Consider the following 15,143-nt stretch of genomic DNA (forward strand, 5'->3'; position numbering starts at 1 on the left):
ACGGGTCCGCATCCTCAAAACAGAGGATGGTGAGGAAGGGAGGGGCACAGAAGAATCGCAACGCTCGTGTTACGAGTTGATTCTTTTGTTTGCCCTTTCACCTGAAAAACCATCCATGAAAACAAACTTCGCGACCGCCGAGGCTTCCAGCCCGCTTTTCTTCAAGACGACGCGTTCCGCATGCGCAGTGGCGCTCCTGATCTCGCTCGCAGCCTGCGGCGGGGGTGGGGGCGGCGGTGGCGGCGGGTTCGCCGGCTTCCCGGCCGCGGGCGGCGGCAACCCGCCGGCCAGCGATCCGCCGGCCGCATCCACGCCGGTTACGTTTTCGGGCACGGCAGCCTCCGGCCTGCCCCTGGTGGGTACCGTCACCGTCAAGGACGCCAAGGGCGTTACCAAGACCGTGGCACTGGTCGACGGCAACTACAACATCGACGTGAGCGGCATGACGGCGCCTTTCGTCTTTCGCGCCGAAGGCACGGTGGGCGGCGAGCGCACGGTGATCCATTCGGCCGCGACCGCCGCGGATGCCAACGGCACCATCAACATCACGCCGCTGACCGACCTCGTGGTGGCCAATATCGCCGGCCGGCTGGCCGAGCAGTATTTCGATGGCGGCGAGTTCGCCTCGCTCACGGCCGACGAACTCAAGGCCGAATCCGACGGCCTGAAGGCCAAGCTGCTGCCGGTGCTGCTGGCGCTGGGCGTGGATGCGAGCATCGACCTGTTGCGCACCGCCTTCACGCCGCTGTCGAGCGCGCTGGACAAGGCGCTCGACGTGCTGCGCGTGAGCGTGGACCCGGCCACCAACGTGGCAACCATCACCAACATCGTCACGCAGCAGCAGATTGCCGACGACCTGGCAGTGAAGGCTGCGGCCGAGACCTCCACGACGCCGCTGAGCGGCGACGGCATGGGCACGGCGGCGGACGACATCACGCTGATCCGGAAGGTGTTGTCGGACTTCGTGGGCAAGTTCGCGAACGGACTGCCCGCGCCGGCCGAATTGCTGCCCCTCATGACCGACGGCAGCAATCCCGCCACCGGAACCTACGGCTTCCGGTCCTCCGACCTGAACGCGGCGCAGTTCGCCGGCGACGCGGCGTCGGACCCCAGCCTCGTGGGCGCGAGCTTCACGGACGTGGTCATCCAGCGGATCAACTACACCATCGACGCGAACAACACGAGCCCGCGCGCGTATGTCGAATTCACGCACAAGGACAAGAACGGCGTCGCCTTCAGCAACAACCAGGGCATGCAGATCGTCAAGGGCACTGACGGCACGTGGCGCCTGCGCGGCGACGGGCGCGTGCTGGACATCAACCCGCACATCCACGCCACCAAGGAGAAGGCGACGGGGTGCGTGAGCAGTTCGCTGCAGTTCGCGATCCAGGACACGAACACCGGCAACAGCGGCAACGTCGCCTCGGTTGTCGTTACCGGGCCGGGGCTGCCCGTGGGCGGCTTGCGCCACATGCGTCCTTCGGGCGGCGGCGATTGGCCGATCCAGGGCTCCCCCAACAACAACTATTACTACCTGACGTCGAACTGCAGCGGCCTGTCGACCGCCGGCCTGAGCGACAGCGCGATCGCAGCGATTTCCGCCACGCCCGAGTACACCTTCACGGCCTACGAAAGCGACGGCTCGACGGTGGCCAAGTTCAGCGGCTTCGACATCGTCTACAAGCATCGCTTCCATGGCCGGCCGATGACGCTGGCGGAGGCGGCGGCCGCAACTTACCCGGGCTTCTCGACCACGCCAGCCCTCGCGTCCTACGCAGGAGGCAGCGACTTCGCCGTCAGCGCCACGGATCTGAACCCCGGCTTCGCCGCGGAGTTCTTCCTGAACCTGGCGTCCGGCCCTTCTGCCGGTGTGCAGGACCGGGCCGACGTCGCGCCGTCGGCTGCGGGTACGGCTTCGAAGACTTTCAATCTGCCGGCGCAGGGTTCCGTCGTCTTCAGGAACATGTACGTCAGCACGTACGACGCCAACTGGCGCGAACTGGCGCTTCGCGACCAGAACTGAGGCCCCGGGGCACCCCTCAAAGCCGAAAGCCCCCGTGAGGGGGCTTTTTCATGGGCACGGCGCCAGCAGGCGGGCTGCTGCGCGGAGGCTACTGCTGCAGCCGTCCGCTGAGGTACGGCTCGGGGTCGACGGCCGTGCCGTTCTTGCGGATCTCGAAGCGCAGCTTCACGCGGTCGGCATTGCTGCGGCCCATTTCGGCGATCTTGTCGCCCTGGCGCACCACCGCGTTTTCCTTCACGAGGATGGTCTGCACGTGCGCGTAAGCGGTAAGGAAGGTCTCGTTGTGTTTCACGATGACCATGTTGCCGTAGGCCGGCAGTTCGCCGCCCACGTACACCACGCGGCCATCGGCCGAGGCGACGACCGGGTCGCCGAGGTTGCCGGCGATGTCGATGCCCTTGACGCGGTCGCCGTCGAAGCGGGCGATGGTCGCGCCGTTTGCGGGGCGGATGAACAGGGCTGCCGGACGTTGCTGGACCGGTGGTGGCTTGACCGCCGGGGCCGGCCACGGGGTGTTGAGGTCGACCGTGGAGCAGGCCGCGAGGCTCGCGGCAAGCAATGCTGCGGCGCCGGTACGTAAAACAAAAGTCTGAAGGTGCATGGCGCTCTGTTGGAACGGGTTCGTTGCGGAGGGTTCCTGCGGTCTGGCTCGCCGGGCGGGCCAAGCGGCAGATGCTAGCAAACTCATGCGTCGGCGCTCGAAGAGCAACCCGGCGCGAAGTGGCCATTGAAGGCCGGCCGAGGCTATTTCAGCGGGATCGGCGTACCGCGGTCGATGGGCACCGCCGTCACGCTGTTCTTGGGCGAACCGTCGATCAGCAGGTCGGAGTAGGTCAGGTACACCAGCGTGTTGCGCTTTGCATCGACCATGCGCACCACACGCAGGCGCTTGAAGAGCACCGACAGCCGTTCGCTGTAGACCTCCTCGCGCTTGGGCAGCGGCTGCGTGATGCTCACTGGGCCGACCTGGCGGCAGGCAATGGAGGCCTCCGACTTGTCCTCGGCCACGCCGAAGGCACCGGCCAGCCCGCCGGTCTTGGCGCGCGATACATAGCAGGTAACGCCAGTGACCTTGGGGTCGTCGTAGGCCTCGATCACGATCTTGTGGTCGGGCCCGATGAGCTTGAATGCGGTGTCGACGTCGCCCACCGTCTCCGCGTGTGCCGTCGCGGCCAGGATGAACCCGAAGCCGAGCGCGGTGCGAAGCAGGGTGGAGCGAAGCGTCATGGGTGTGTGCGGTTTTTTCAAACGATGTCGATCGTGTGGACGCGGTCGAAGCTGCCTCGCCGCCGGTCCTCGAAGTAGTGCTCGAGCGTTTCGCGCACGGTGCGAAAGGCGATCTCGTCCCAGGGGATTTCTTCTTCGGTGAAGAGCTTCGCCTCGATGGTCTCGTGGCCCGGGTCGAACTTGTCGTCGAGCAGGCGGGCGCGATAGAACAGGTGCACCTGGCCCACGCGCACCACGCTGATGACGGAGAACAGCCCCTCCATCACGTAGTTGGCGCCGGCCTCTTCGTCGGTCTCGCGAGCCGCGCCCTGGGCGGTGGTTTCCTCGAGTTCCATGAAGCCGGCCGGCAGCGTCCACTTGCCCCAGCGCGGCTCGATGTTGCGCTTGCACAGCAACACCTTGTCGCCCAGGACCGGAATGGTGCCGACCACGTTCAACGGGTTCTCGTAGTGGATGGTGTGGCAGGCCGGGCAGACGGCGCGCTGCTTGGTGTCGCCGTCGTCCGGCACGCGGTAGACCACCGCGGTGCCACAGTTCTTGCAGTGCTTGATGGGTACGCGCAGGAGCATGAAACCGGCCGCCGTCTTCAGACGACCTTGACGGTCAACGTCGGCAGGCCCGCGACTTCGCCCACGAGCGTGTCGCCTGCCACCACGGCGGCCACGCCTTCGGGCGTGCCCGTGAAGATCAGGTCGCCGGGCTGCAGCTCCCACGCGGCCGACAGGTGCTCGATGGTTTCGGCCACGTTCCAGATCAGCTTGCTCACGTTGCTGCGCTGGCGGTCGGTGCCGTTCACCTGCAGCGAGATCTCGGCCTTTTCGGCGTCGCCGGCCTGCGCCACGGGCACGATCGGCCCGATGGGCGCGCTCTGCTCGAAGCTCTTGCCGATGTCCCAGGGGCGGCCCTGTTTCTTCATGTCGTTCTGCAGGTCGCGGCGCGTCATGTCGAGGCCGACCGCGTAGCCGTAGATGTGCTTGTGCGCATCGGCGGCCGAAATGTTCTTGCCGCCGGTGCCGATGGCAACCACGAGTTCGATCTCGTGGTGCAGGTTCTTCGTGAGCGTGGGGTAGGCCATGGTGCCGGTCTGGCCCGCATCGACCGCCACCAGCGCATCGGCCGGCTTCATGAAGAAGAAGGGCGGCTCGCGGCCGGTGAAGCCCATTTCCTTGGCGTGATCTTCGTAGTTGCGGCCCACGCAGTAGATGCGGTGCACCGGAAAGCGGGCGGGCTGGCCGGCCACCGGCACCGAAACGGTGGCGGGCGGGGCGAAGACAAACTCGGAAGCCATTTCGACGTGTCCTTTTTCAGCGAAACCTAAGCGGGAGACCGGCAGTGTGCCAGAGGCGGGAGGCTCACAATAGGCGCCTCCCTTATCGCCCCCGTGCCTTCCCGCATCCGTTCATTTCGACCATGCCCATCCGAATCGGCAAAGCCAACGCCCTCAACGAACTCGGCCGCCAACGCGACGAGGAGGGCGACCAGGACGGCGCGCTGCAAGCCTATGCCCAGGCCAGCGCCGTGCATCCGTACTGGTCGGCCCCCTGGTACAACGCCGGCCTCATCCACAAGTACCGCGGCGACTGGGCCGCCTCGCTGCAGGCCAACGCCCGGGCCGTGCAATGCGAGCCGCGCAACGAAGGCGCGATATGGAACCTGGGCATCGCCGCCACGGCGTTGGGCGACTGGGCGACGGCGCGCAGCGCCTGGCGGCAGTACGGCATCGAGGTGGCGGACGGCGAAGGCCCGGTCGATCTTTTCATCGGACTCACGCCCATTCGCGTGCACGGCGACGAGGCCAGCGAAGTGGTGTGGGCCGACCGCATCGATCCGGCCCGCGCCATCCTGCGCAACGTGCCCACGCCGGACTGCGGCCACCGCTACGGCGACCTCGTGCTGCACGACGGCGCGGCCAACGGCTACCGCCTGCGCGGCGGCCGCGAGGTGCCGGTGTTCGACGCGCTCGAACTGATTGCGCCGTCGGACTATTCGACCTACGAGGCCACCGTCGAGGACGCGACCAGGGAAGACATCGACGCGCTCGTCCAGCGCTTCGAGGCTGCCGGCGCCAGCGCCGAGAACTGGACCACCAGCATGCAGATGCTCTGCCGCGCCTGCTCCGAAGGCCGTCCCTTCGGCGAGGGCCAGCACAACCACGCGGCCGGCGAGGAGCCGGGCACGCTGGGGCCATGGCGCATCGGCATCGCCGCGCGCGAGGAGGCGGCCGCGCGCCGCATCCTCGATGAATGGCGCAACGCCATCTCCACCACATCACCCAAGGCCACGCTGCACGACTTCCGCTGCGTGCTGGCGGCCACGCCCCGCTCCTGAGGGAGCGCTATGCTTGAGAAATCATGAAGCTGCATAACTATTTCCGCTCCTCCGCCTCGTTCCGCGTGCGCATCGCCCTCAACCTGAAGGGCCTCGATTTCGATTACGTTCCCGTGCACATCGCGCGCGGCGACCATCGCACCGGTCCTTATTCCGCCATCTCGGCCGACAGGCTGGTGCCGCTGCTCGAAGACGAGGGCGAGCGCTTCTCGCAATCGATGGCCATCATGGAATACCTCGACGAAGTGCACCCCGAGCCTGCGCTGCTGCCGAGCGACCCGGTGGGCCGCGCCCACGTGCGCGCACTGTCGCAGTCGATCGCCTGCGAGATCCACCCGCTCAACAACCTGCGCGTGCTCAAGTACCTGGTGAAAGACCTGAAGCTCGACGACGAGGCCAAGAACGCCTGGTACCGCCACTGGGTGCGCGACGGCATGCTGGCCTTCGAACGCCAGCTTGCGCAGTACCCCGCCGGCATCTACTGCTGGGGCAACACGCCCACCATGGCCGACTGCTGCCTGGTGCCGCAGATCTTCAACGGCCGCCGCTTCGACTGCGACTTCAGCGGCCTGCCGCGCACCATGGCCGCCTTCGAGGCCTGCATGGAGCTCGACGCCTTCCAGCGCGCGCAGCCCTCGCAGGCGCCCGACGCGGAGGCCTGAGCCTCATGAACGAGCGCTGGCTCGTGCCCGACTGGCCTGCGCCGCCGAACGTGCGGGCCGTGTGCACCACGCGCGATGGCGGGGTTTCGCGGGGGCGCTATGAGAGCCTGAATCTCGGCGATCACGTGGGCGATGAACTCGCGCTCGTGGCAGAGAACCGGAACCGTTTGCGCATGGCCATCGGCGCGCGCCCCGTATTCCTGCAGCAGGTGCACGGCACTGGCGTCGTGGCACTCGATGCCGCACAGGACGTGGTACGCGACGGTACTGCTGCCGATGCCTGCACGGCTACGGCGACCGGTCTGGCCTGCACGATCATGGTGGCCGACTGCCTGCCCGTGCTCTTCACCGACGAAGCGGGCCACCGCGTGGCGGCTGCGCACGCCGGGTGGCGCGGGCTTGCGGGCGGGGTGCTCGAACAGACCGCCAAGGCTTTCAAGGTGGATGGCGCGGCCCGGGTCATTGCCTGGCTGGGCCCCTGCATCGGCCCCAAGGCGTTCGAGGTCGGCCCGGAGGTCAAGGCAGTCTTCGAAGCGCATGCGCCCGAAGCGGCATCCTGCTTCAGGCCTGCGCCGGTGCCCGGCAAATGGCTGGCCGACCTGCCCGCATTGGCGCTCCAGCGGCTGCGCGCGGCGGGCATCGAAGCCGTCCACGGCAATGACGGCAGCGACGGCTGGTGCACCGTCGGCAACCCGTCAAGGTTCTTTTCGCACCGGCGCGACGGCGTCAGCGGCCGCTTCGCCGCCCTGGCCTGGAAGGTCTGAGCCCGCGCCTTGCGATGCGGCCTCTTCGGCCGCGGCACGCCGGGCGGCTTCCTGCGCTTCGACCTCGCGCTGTTTGATCGCACGGCGCCGCGCTGGTGTGCCCATCAGGTAAACCACCAGTGCCACCGGCGCCAATCCGTACAAAAGAAATGTGAAGATGGCGCCCAGCACCGTGCCGTTGGTGTTGGTGGCTTCGGCCACCGCCATCATCACGGCGACATACAACCAACCGATGACGATCAGATGGATAAACACGAGAAGTTTCAGTTGGTAAGCAAAGGGGGCGGCGTTGTGAGTGCCTTGTGAATGCAGGATACTCAAAACACGCAAGCCATCCGTATCGTTTCAGGCGAGGACCAGGAGACATGATGAAGCAACAAGCCACGGGGGCCGATGCGTTCGCGCCCTTTCAGCAGGCACTTTCAGAGGGATGGAGCAAGGCGCTGGAGTCGTTCCAGCAGTCCGTCGCACAGGGCACCGTACCGGGGGCTTCGGCCTTCAACGTCGGCGGGACGCCGCTATGGCAATTGCCGCAGGGCGCAAAGATGCCCGAGCTGCCCAAGTTCTCCATCGACCCCGAAAAACTCCAGTCCATCCAGCAGCAGTACCTGGCGGAAGCCACAGAACTCTGGCGCCAGGGCTTCGCCGCCAAGCCTGAAGGCGACAAGCGCTTTGCCGGCGATGCCTGGGGCAACAACCCGCTGTCGGCCTTCTCGGCGGCCGTCTACCTGCTCAACGGCCGCACCATGCTCGGCATGGCAGAGGCCATCGACGCCGACGAAAAGACCAAGGCCCGCATGCGCTTCGCGGTCGAGCAATGGATGGCCGCCTCGGCGCCCAGCAACTCGCTGGCCTTCAATGCCGAAGCGCAGAAGAAGGCCATCGACACGCAGGGCGAGAGCATTGCCAAGGGCATCCAGAACCTGCTGCACGACGTGAAGCAGGGCCACCTCAGCATGACCGACGAGAGCGCCTTCGAAGTGGGGCGCAACGTGGCCACCACCGAAGGCGCCGTGGTGTTCGAGAACGAGTTCTTCCAGCTGCTCGAATACAAGCCGCTCACGCTCAAGGTGTACGAGCGGCCGTTCCTGCTGGTGCCGCCGTGCATCAACAAGTTCTACATCCTCGACCTGCAGCCCGAGAACTCGCTGATCCGCTATGCGAACGACCAGGGCCATCGCGTGTTCGTGGTGAGCTGGCGCAACCCTGATGAATCGATGGACAAGGCCACCTGGGACGACTACATCGAGAACGCCGCCATCAAGGCGATCCACACGGTGCAGGAGATCAGCGGCAGCAAGCAGATCAACACGCTCGGCTTCTGCGTGGGCGGCACCATCCTGAGCACCGCGCTCGCGGTGCTTGCGGCGCGCGGCGAGAAGCCGGCCGCGTCGGTCACGCTGCTGACCACCTTCCTCGACTTCAGCGACACCGGCATCCTCGACATCTTCGTGGACGAGACGATGGTGGCGTACCGCGAAATGCAGCTCGGCAAGGGTGGCCTGCTGCCCGGCGGCGACCTGGCCTCGACCTTCAGCTTCCTGCGTCCCAACGACCTGGTCTGGAACTACGTGGTCGGCAACTACCTCAAGGGCGAGACCCCGCCGCCCTTCGACCTGCTGTACTGGAACAGCGACGCCACCAACCTGCCGGGTCCGTTCTACGCCTGGTACCTGCGCAACACGTACCACGAGAACAAGCTCGCCAAGCCGAATGCACTCACTGTATGCGGCGAGAAGGTGGACCTCGGCAGCATCGACATTCCGGCCTACATCTACGGCTCGCGCGAGGACCACATCGTGCCCATTGGCGGCGCGTATGCCTCCACGCAACTGCTGCCGGGCAAGAAGCGCTTCGTCATGGGCGCGTCGGGCCACATCGCCGGCGTGATCAACCCGCCGGTCAAGAACAAGCGCAGCCACTGGATCCGCGACGACGGCAAGTTCCCGAAGACGCAGGCCGAATGGCTCTCCGGCGCGCAGGAGCATCCCGGCAGCTGGTGGACCGACTGGGCACAATGGCTCAAGGGGCACGCGGGCAAACAGGTCCCCGCGCCCAAGGCGTACGGCAACGGCAAGGCTTACAAAGCCATCGAACCGGCGCCGGGACGCTACGTCAAGGCTCGCGCCTGACCTTCGCTTCGCTACACCTCGATTTCAAATCACTTCAACGGAGAACCTCATGGAAGACATCGTCATCGTTTCGGCAGCACGCACGGCGGTCGGCAAGTTCGGCGGCTCGCTCGCCGGCATCTCGGCCACGGAGCTGGGTGCGATCGTGATCAAGGAAGTGATTGCACGCGCCAACCTCACGGCCGAGCAGGTCGGCGAGGCCATCATGGGCCAGGTGCTCGCGGCCGGCGCGGGCCAGAACCCCGCGCGCCAGGCATGGCTCAAGAGCGGCGGCGCCAAGGAAACCCCGGCGCTCACCATCAACGCCGTGTGCGGCTCGGGCCTGAAGGCAGTGATGCTGGCGGCGCAGGCCGTGGCCACGGGCGACAGCGAAATCGTCATTGCCGGTGGCCAGGAAAACATGAGCGCCGCGCCGCATGTGCTGCCCAACTCGCGCAACGGCCAGCGCATGGGCGACTGGAAGCTGGTCGACACCATGATCGTGGACGGCCTGTGGGACGTCTACAACCAGTACCACATGGGCATCACCGCCGAGAACGTGGCCAAGAAGTTCGGCATCGACCGTGCCGCACAAGACGAACTGGCACTCGGCAGCCAGACCAAGGCCGCCGCCGCTCAGGACGCCGGCAAGTTCAAGGACGAAATCGTCGGCGTGAGCATTCCGCAGAAGAAGGGCGACCCCATCGTCTTCAACCAGGACGAGTTCATCAACCGCAAGACCAGCGCCGAAGGCCTGGCCGGGCTGCGCCCCGCCTTCGACAAGGCCGGCGGCGTGACGGCGGGCAATGCCTCGGGCCTGAACGACGGCGCAGCAGCCGTGATGGTGATGACGGCCAAGAAGGCCGCCGCCCTCGGCCTGAAGCCGCTCGGCCGCATCGCCAGCTACGCCACCGCCGGCCTCGACCCCGCCATCATGGGCATGGGCCCGGTGCCCGCATCGACCAAGGCGCTGCAGCGCGCCGGCTGGAAGGCCGCCGACCTCGACCTGCTCGAGATCAACGAAGCCTTCGCAGCACAGGCCTGCGCCGTGAATCGCGAAATGGGCTGGGACGTGAACAAGGTGAACGTCAACGGCGGCGCCATCGCCATCGGCCACCCCATCGGCGCGTCGGGCTGCCGCATCCTGGTGACGCTGCTGCACGAAATGCAGCGCCAGAACGCCAAGAAGGGCATTGCCTCGCTGTGCATCGGCGGCGGCATGGGCGTTGCGCTGACCATCGAGCGCTGAGAAGGCGCGAATAAACCTGCTGCGCACCCCGATCTCGCATCTGCGGTCCTCACCGTACCTGGGTACGGCTCCGGCCCTCGACGCGACCTCGGGGCGCTCGCGACGGTTTCTTCACACCTTCTCTGCCGACGGGCCCACGGCCCGTCGCTCAGCGCGACATCGACGGCCGCTGCGCCATCGCCGCGCGCCAGCGCAGCAACTCGGGGTGCTGTTCCCCGGGCTTGACCCGCACCACGCGGGCAAAGTCCACCGCCACCACGGCGGTGATGTCGGCAATGCTGAACTGGTCGGTGGCGATGAAGTCGCGACCGGCCAGCCGCTCATTCAGGGTCTCGAAGAACTGATGCACGCGCGCCAGCCCGCGCTGCGCGAGCTCGGGAATCTGGGCGTAGTTCACCGGCCCTGGCAGCGCCCGGTCGGCCATGGCTGGCGAGCCGTTGCGCAGTGTTTCGGCAATGGCCAGCAGGCCTTCGAATTCGATGCGCCAGTTCCAGCTGGCGATCTCGGCCTTTTCCTGTGGCGTGCTGCCCATCAGCGGCGGCTGCGGGTAGCGGGCCTCCAGCCAGGCAGCGATGGCGGCGTTGTCGGTCAGCAGCAGACCGTCATCGTCATCGGTGCGTAGTGCCGGCACGGTGCATTGCGGGTTGATCGCGCGGTAGGCATCGCCCATTTGCTCACCACGGGCGAGGTCTACCTGCACGGTCTCATGGGCAATGCCCTTCTCGGCAAGCAGGATGCGCGCGCGCCGCGGGCTGGGTGCGGTAGCGCAGTCGTAGAGAATGATCATCGTCCGTCCAACTCCTGGAACTCATCGCATGAATGGCACGACAGCCTACACGCCGCCCACCGTCTGGTCCTGGAACAAGGAAAGCGGCGGCCGCTTCGCGAACATCAATCGCCCGATCGCGGGTGCCACGCATGAGAAGGACTTGCCGGTGGGGAAGCATCCGCTGCAACTCTATTCGCTGGCCACGCCCAACGGCGTGAAGGTCACGGTGATGCTGGAAGAACTGCTGGCGCTGGGCCATACCGGCGCTGAATACGACGCCTGGCTGATCCGCATCAGCGATGGTGACCAGTTCGGCAGCGGCTTCGTGGCGGTGAACCCGAACTCCAAGATCCCCGCGCTGATGGACCGCAGTGGCGACACGCCCATTCGCGTGTTCGAGTCGGGCGCGATCCTGCAGCACCTGGCCGAGAAGTTCGGCGGCGCCTTCCTGCCGACCGAGCGCGCGGCCCGCGCCGAATGCCTGTCGTGGCTGTTCTGGCAGATGGGCAGCGCGCCGTACCTGGGCGGCGGCTTCGGCCACTTCTATGCCTACGCGCCCACGAAGATCGAATACGCGATCGACCGCTTCGCCATGGAGACGAAGCGCCAGCTCGACGTGCTCGACCGCCGGCTGGCCGAGAGCCGCTACCTCGCGGGCAACGACTACACCATCGCCGACATGGCTGTCTGGCCCTGGTACGGTGCGCTCGCCAAGGGGCAGCTCTACGAATCGGGCGAGTTCCTCCAGGTGAGCGAGTACAAGAACGTGCTGCGCTGGGCCGATGAAATCGCGAAGCGTCCAGCGGTGCAGCGCGGCCGCATGGTCAATCGCGCATGGGGCCAGCCGAGCAGCCAGCTGCACGAGCGCCACGACGCCAGCGACTTCGAGACCCGCACCCAGGACAAGCTCGAAACGCCAACCTGAGCGCAGGAGCAACAACGATGAGCGACAAGATCCTGGTCTTCTACGGCTCGTACCGCTCCGATCGCATGGGCGTGCGCCTGGCGGATTACATCGTCGCCGGGCTTCGCGCACGTGGCGACGATGCGGAGCTGATCGACGCGAAGGCTGTCGACCTGCCCATGCTCGACCGCATGTACAAGGAATACCCGAAGGGCACCGCGCCCGCGGCCATGGAAGCCCTGGCCGAAAAGATCCGCACGGCAGACGCCTTCGTCTTCGTCACCGGCGAATACAACTGGGGCCCGCAACCCGGCTTGAAGAACCTGACCGACCACTTCCTCGAAGAGTGGTTCTGGCGGCCCGCGGCAGTCGCGAGCTATTCGGCAGGGCGCTTCTCCGGCGTGCGCTCGGGCACGGTGTGGCATTCGATCCTGTCGGAGATGGGCATGGTCGTGGTGTCGAGCACGCTCGCGGTCGGGCCGATCTCGCAGACGCTGGATGCAGCAGGCAAGCCGACGGGGCCTGCGGGCGAATCGCTGGAGCGCTCGTTCGGCCGGTTCGCGGACGACCTGGCGTGGTGGACCGAGGCCGCGCGGGCGCAGCGGGCGCGCAAGGCGCCGCCGTACTGAGCTGCACGCCCGCGGCGGGCTGGGCGGCGCAGCTTGTTCACCGCTGTTTTTTTGGGCAAAGTGATTAATCCCTTTATAAAACAACAGCTTGCATGCCTTTTACAAGGCTCCGCATGAGTTACCCCCAAAGTTGTGCACAGAAAATGGGGACGACATCAGACTTTTCGCAATCGCGTGCAAGTTGCTGATTCAATGACGTTTTCTGCCCGCCGGAAATCGCGAAAAAGTTCTCTTCGCAGCTGCTTTCGGGCTCATGTGGGCTGTTTTGCCCGCCAAGGTTGTTCACCGCTCAAATTTTGAGCAAACTAAGGAATACCCTTGTAAAACAATGACTTAAATCTGTTTTACAAGGCTCCTCATGAGTTACCCCCAAAGTTGTCCACGGAAAATGGGGACTGGATCGACTTGTTCAGCAAACGCATGCAAGTCGATGTTTTTGGGCACCGCGCTCAGTTCTCTTCGGCCAGTTGCCCGGCGTAGTGCCGGCACAAGGTTTCGACGAGCGCCTGCGCATAAATCGGCAGTGCCGCCCGGTCTCGCACCAGCAGATACCGCTCCCGCACGCACCACGCATCGCTGAGGTCGATCAGCGCGAGCTGCATGCTTTCCTGGTTGCGCCGCGCAGCCGATTCCGGCACCACGCCGATGCCCACGCCGCTGCCGATCATCCGGCACATGGCGTCGAAGCTGCCGAGCTGGATGCGCAGCTTCTGCCGCTTGCCGAGGTTGTCGGTGATCTGCGCCAGGAAGGTCTGCAGCGTGCTGCCCTGCTGCATGCCGATGGCGTCTTCATCGAGCGTCTCGGCGAATGAAATCTTCCGGCGCTTGGCGAAGCGGTGCTTGCGCGAGGTGACGAGCACCAGCCGGTCGGTGCTGAAGTGGATGGCCTCCAGCCCCAGCGTGTCGACGCGGCCGGCGACGATGCCGATGTCGGCGCGGCCGTCGAGCACGCCGCGCGGGATCTGAGCATTCGGTTTTTCCTGAAGGTCGACGTTGATGCGCGGGTTGTGCGCCAGGAAGCCCGGCAGGATCTCGGGCAGGAAGTCGGTCACCGCTGTGGTGTTGGCGAACACGCGCAGGTGGCCGCGCAGGCCGCCGCCGTATTCGAGCAAATCGTCGCGCAGTTGCTCCGTTTGATGCAGCACGAGGCGGGCGTGGTGCAGGAAGGCTTCTCCCGGAGGCAGCAGCCGTACGCCGCGGGCTTCGCGCTGCAGCAGCTGCAGGCCGGCCTGCGTTTCCAGCGCCTTGATGCGCGCGCTCGCGGCGGCCAGCGACAGGTGCTGGCGCTCGGCGGCCCGCGTGAGGTTGCCGAGTTCGGCCGTGGCCACGAACAGCCGCAGGTCGGTGAGGTCGAAAAGCATCGAGCGATGCTAGACCCTCCCAGGCCCCAAGCCTTCGGAATTCCAGAAGGCTGGGTTCCGAAATCGCAGATTGCGCGCAGGGGGAGGGCGAACGACCATGCGGCCATGGAGACACAACACATGAGATTTCGCGCCTTCGCATTGCTGGCGTTCGCAGCCGCCGCCGCGGCATTGGTCCAGGCCGGCCCAGCACGCGCCGAGGCCTACCCGTCGCGCCCCGTCACGCTGGTGGTGCCGCAGGCAGCAGGCGGCACCAACGACATCGTCGGGCGCCTCGTGGGCCAGAAGCTCGGCGAAGTAATGAACAACGCCAGCGTGGTGGTCGACAACCGGCCCGGCGCTGGCGGCAACATCGGCACGCAGCTGGTGGCCAAGGGGCCGAAGGACGGGTACACGCTGCTCATGACCATCAGCAGCAGCCAGGCCATCAACCCGGCGCTGTACAAGAACCCGGGCTTCGACCCGGTGAAAGACTTCAAGCCCGTCGGCCTCATCGGCGCGGTGCCCAATGTGCTGCTGGTCAACCCCACGTTCCCGGCGAAGAACTTCGCCGAGTTCCTGAAGCTCGCGCGGCAGAAGGGCGCCAACTACCAGTACGCCTCGGCCGGCAACGGCACGCTCAACCATCTGCTGGGCGAAATGCTCAACAGCATGGCGGGCATCTCGCTGCAGCACGTGCCGTACAAGGGTGTCGCACCAGCGCTCAACGACGTGCTGGGTGGGCAATTGCCGATCGTGTTCGCGAGCCTGCCTTCGGCTCTTTCGCACATCAAGGCCGGCAAGTTGCGCGCGCTGGCCGTGAGCGGCGACAAGCGCTCGGCCGTGCTGCCCGACGTGCCCACCATCGCCGAGGCGGTGCCCGGCTACAACGGCACGCTGTGGATCGGCCTGTTCGCTCCGGCGGGCGTGCCGGCCGATGTGCTGGCGACATTGCAGGACGCCACGCGCAAGGCGCTGGCCTCGAAGGACCTGCGCGACAAGCTCGACCAGCAGGGCGTCGAAATTGCAGCGCCCACCACACCCGATCAATTTTCGAAACTGCTGCAGGACGACCTCGCCAAGTGGGCGCGCATCGTCAAGGCCTCCGGTGCCGCAGTCGATTGAATGAAGCAAGAC

General features: G+C 66.2%; 16 protein-coding genes. 9 read left to right on the top strand and 7 right to left on the bottom strand.

The features are described 5' to 3' along the window. Positions 1–115: 115 nt before the first annotated feature. Positions 116–2,023: a hypothetical protein gene (locus BLW48_RS16985; protein ID WP_093176493.1), complete on the top strand. Its 1,908-nt coding sequence runs from the start codon at positions 116–118 to the stop codon at positions 2,021–2,023. 88 nt (positions 2,024–2,111) lie between these two features. On the opposite strand, the gene BLW48_RS16990 is transcribed toward BLW48_RS16985, so the two are convergent. From BLW48_RS16990 to BLW48_RS17005, 4 genes are all read right to left on the bottom strand, one after another. Next, positions 2,112–2,624: a murein hydrolase activator EnvC family protein gene (locus BLW48_RS16990; RefSeq protein ID WP_093052663.1), complete on the bottom strand. Its 513-nt coding sequence runs from the start codon at positions 2,622–2,624 to the stop codon at positions 2,112–2,114. Between the two features lie 143 nt (positions 2,625–2,767). After that, the gene (locus BLW48_RS16995) at positions 2,768–3,250 is read right to left on the bottom strand and encodes a CreA family protein (protein ID WP_093176495.1); all 483 of its coding nucleotides are present in this window, start codon (positions 3,248–3,250) and stop codon (positions 2,768–2,770) included. Between the two features lie 17 nt (positions 3,251–3,267). Beyond that, positions 3,268–3,819, bottom strand: a complete 552-nt coding sequence (locus tag BLW48_RS17000) for an NUDIX hydrolase (RefSeq protein ID WP_093052657.1) — start codon at positions 3,817–3,819, stop codon at positions 3,268–3,270. A 17-nt stretch (positions 3,820–3,836) separates the two neighbouring features. Continuing rightward, a complete protein-coding gene (locus BLW48_RS17005; protein WP_093176496.1) occupies positions 3,837–4,538 on the bottom strand; it encodes a fumarylacetoacetate hydrolase family protein in 702 nt (233 codons plus the stop codon). A 122-nt stretch (positions 4,539–4,660) separates the two neighbouring features. Here BLW48_RS17005 and BLW48_RS17010 point away from each other — a divergent pair, with 122 nt between their 5' ends. The 3 genes from BLW48_RS17010 to pgeF are packed head-to-tail and all read left to right on the top strand — an operon-like array spanning position 4,661 to position 7,004. Further along, positions 4,661–5,578, top strand: coding sequence for a tetratricopeptide repeat protein (locus BLW48_RS17010; protein ID WP_093176498.1), 918 nt, complete (start codon positions 4,661–4,663; stop codon positions 5,576–5,578). A 23-nt stretch (positions 5,579–5,601) separates the two neighbouring features. Further along, positions 5,602–6,240, top strand: a complete 639-nt coding sequence (gene maiA / locus BLW48_RS17015; protein ID WP_093080273.1) for a maleylacetoacetate isomerase — start codon at positions 5,602–5,604, stop codon at positions 6,238–6,240. Positions 6,241–6,245: 5 nt separating this feature from the next. Further along, a complete protein-coding gene (gene pgeF / locus BLW48_RS17020; protein ID WP_093176499.1) occupies positions 6,246–7,004 on the top strand; it encodes a peptidoglycan editing factor PgeF in 759 nt (252 codons plus the stop codon). On the opposite strand, the gene BLW48_RS17025 is transcribed toward pgeF, so the two are convergent. Next, complete coding sequence (locus BLW48_RS17025; protein WP_093176501.1) at positions 6,936–7,259, bottom strand: hypothetical protein; 324 nt, start codon at positions 7,257–7,259, stop codon at positions 6,936–6,938. The genes pgeF and BLW48_RS17025 overlap by 69 nt on opposite strands. A gap of 113 nt (positions 7,260–7,372) precedes the next feature. Here BLW48_RS17025 and phaC point away from each other — a divergent pair, with 113 nt between their 5' ends. Continuing rightward, positions 7,373–9,136 (top strand): class I poly(R)-hydroxyalkanoic acid synthase, encoded by a 1,764-nt coding sequence (gene phaC / locus BLW48_RS17030; protein WP_093176820.1) that lies wholly within the window; start codon positions 7,373–7,375, stop codon positions 9,134–9,136. Positions 9,137–9,185: 49 nt separating this feature from the next. After that, entirely contained in the window at positions 9,186–10,364 is a 1,179-nt protein-coding gene (locus tag BLW48_RS17035; protein ID WP_093052636.1) for an acetyl-CoA C-acetyltransferase, read from the top strand. 148 nt (positions 10,365–10,512) lie between these two features. Here the strand turns inward: BLW48_RS17035 and BLW48_RS17040 are convergent, their stop codons facing one another. After that, complete coding sequence (locus tag BLW48_RS17040; RefSeq protein WP_093176502.1) at positions 10,513–11,151, bottom strand: glutathione S-transferase family protein; 639 nt, start codon at positions 11,149–11,151, stop codon at positions 10,513–10,515. 28 nt (positions 11,152–11,179) lie between these two features. On the opposite strand from BLW48_RS17040, the gene yghU reads away from it, so the two are divergent. Together yghU and BLW48_RS17050 are read left to right on the top strand one after the other, a co-directional pair. Further along, on the top strand, positions 11,180–12,058 hold the full coding sequence (gene yghU / locus BLW48_RS17045; RefSeq protein ID WP_093176504.1) for a glutathione-dependent disulfide-bond oxidoreductase: 879 nt from the start codon (positions 11,180–11,182) through the stop codon (positions 12,056–12,058). A 17-nt stretch (positions 12,059–12,075) separates the two neighbouring features. Next, on the top strand, positions 12,076–12,666 hold the full coding sequence (locus tag BLW48_RS17050) for an NADPH-dependent FMN reductase (protein WP_093080283.1): 591 nt from the start codon (positions 12,076–12,078) through the stop codon (positions 12,664–12,666). 449 nt (positions 12,667–13,115) lie between these two features. On the opposite strand, the gene BLW48_RS17055 is transcribed toward BLW48_RS17050, so the two are convergent. Continuing rightward, positions 13,116–14,027, bottom strand: a complete 912-nt coding sequence (locus BLW48_RS17055; protein WP_093052624.1) for a LysR family transcriptional regulator — start codon at positions 14,025–14,027, stop codon at positions 13,116–13,118. Between the two features lie 120 nt (positions 14,028–14,147). Here BLW48_RS17055 and BLW48_RS17060 point away from each other — a divergent pair, with 120 nt between their 5' ends. Further along, complete coding sequence (locus BLW48_RS17060) at positions 14,148–15,131, top strand: tripartite tricarboxylate transporter substrate binding protein (RefSeq protein WP_093176505.1); 984 nt, start codon at positions 14,148–14,150, stop codon at positions 15,129–15,131. The last annotated feature ends 12 nt before the right edge of the window (positions 15,132–15,143 follow it).

This window comes from Variovorax sp. YR266 (assembly GCF_900107295.1).
Lineage (GTDB): Bacteria > Pseudomonadota > Gammaproteobacteria > Burkholderiales > Burkholderiaceae_C > Variovorax.

What these genes read in the sequence shown, in the direction of transcription:
- BLW48_RS16985 (WP_093176493.1), top strand. Translation starts at nt 116, where the DNA reads ATGAAAACAAACTTCGCGACCGCCGAGGCTTCCAGCCCGCTTTTCTTC.
- BLW48_RS16990 (WP_093052663.1), bottom strand. Translation starts at nt 2,624, where the DNA reads ATGCACCTTCAGACTTTTGTTTTACGTACCGGCGCCGCAGCATTGCTT.
- BLW48_RS16995 (WP_093176495.1), bottom strand. Translation starts at nt 3,250, where the DNA reads ATGACGCTTCGCTCCACCCTGCTTCGCACCGCGCTCGGCTTCGGGTTC.
- BLW48_RS17000 (WP_093052657.1), bottom strand. Translation starts at nt 3,819, where the DNA reads ATGCTCCTGCGCGTACCCATCAAGCACTGCAAGAACTGTGGCACCGCG.
- BLW48_RS17005 (WP_093176496.1), bottom strand. Translation starts at nt 4,538, where the DNA reads ATGGCTTCCGAGTTTGTCTTCGCCCCGCCCGCCACCGTTTCGGTGCCG.
- BLW48_RS17010 (WP_093176498.1), top strand. Translation starts at nt 4,661, where the DNA reads ATGCCCATCCGAATCGGCAAAGCCAACGCCCTCAACGAACTCGGCCGC.
- maiA (WP_093080273.1), top strand. Translation starts at nt 5,602, where the DNA reads ATGAAGCTGCATAACTATTTCCGCTCCTCCGCCTCGTTCCGCGTGCGC.
- pgeF (WP_093176499.1), top strand. Translation starts at nt 6,246, where the DNA reads ATGAACGAGCGCTGGCTCGTGCCCGACTGGCCTGCGCCGCCGAACGTG.
- phaC (WP_093176820.1), top strand. Translation starts at nt 7,373, where the DNA reads ATGAAGCAACAAGCCACGGGGGCCGATGCGTTCGCGCCCTTTCAGCAG.
- BLW48_RS17035 (WP_093052636.1), top strand. Translation starts at nt 9,186, where the DNA reads ATGGAAGACATCGTCATCGTTTCGGCAGCACGCACGGCGGTCGGCAAG.
- BLW48_RS17040 (WP_093176502.1), bottom strand. Translation starts at nt 11,151, where the DNA reads ATGATCATTCTCTACGACTGCGCTACCGCACCCAGCCCGCGGCGCGCG.
- yghU (WP_093176504.1), top strand. Translation starts at nt 11,180, where the DNA reads ATGAATGGCACGACAGCCTACACGCCGCCCACCGTCTGGTCCTGGAAC.
- BLW48_RS17050 (WP_093080283.1), top strand. Translation starts at nt 12,076, where the DNA reads ATGAGCGACAAGATCCTGGTCTTCTACGGCTCGTACCGCTCCGATCGC.
- BLW48_RS17055 (WP_093052624.1), bottom strand. Translation starts at nt 14,027, where the DNA reads ATGCTTTTCGACCTCACCGACCTGCGGCTGTTCGTGGCCACGGCCGAA.
- BLW48_RS17060 (WP_093176505.1), top strand. Translation starts at nt 14,148, where the DNA reads ATGAGATTTCGCGCCTTCGCATTGCTGGCGTTCGCAGCCGCCGCCGCG.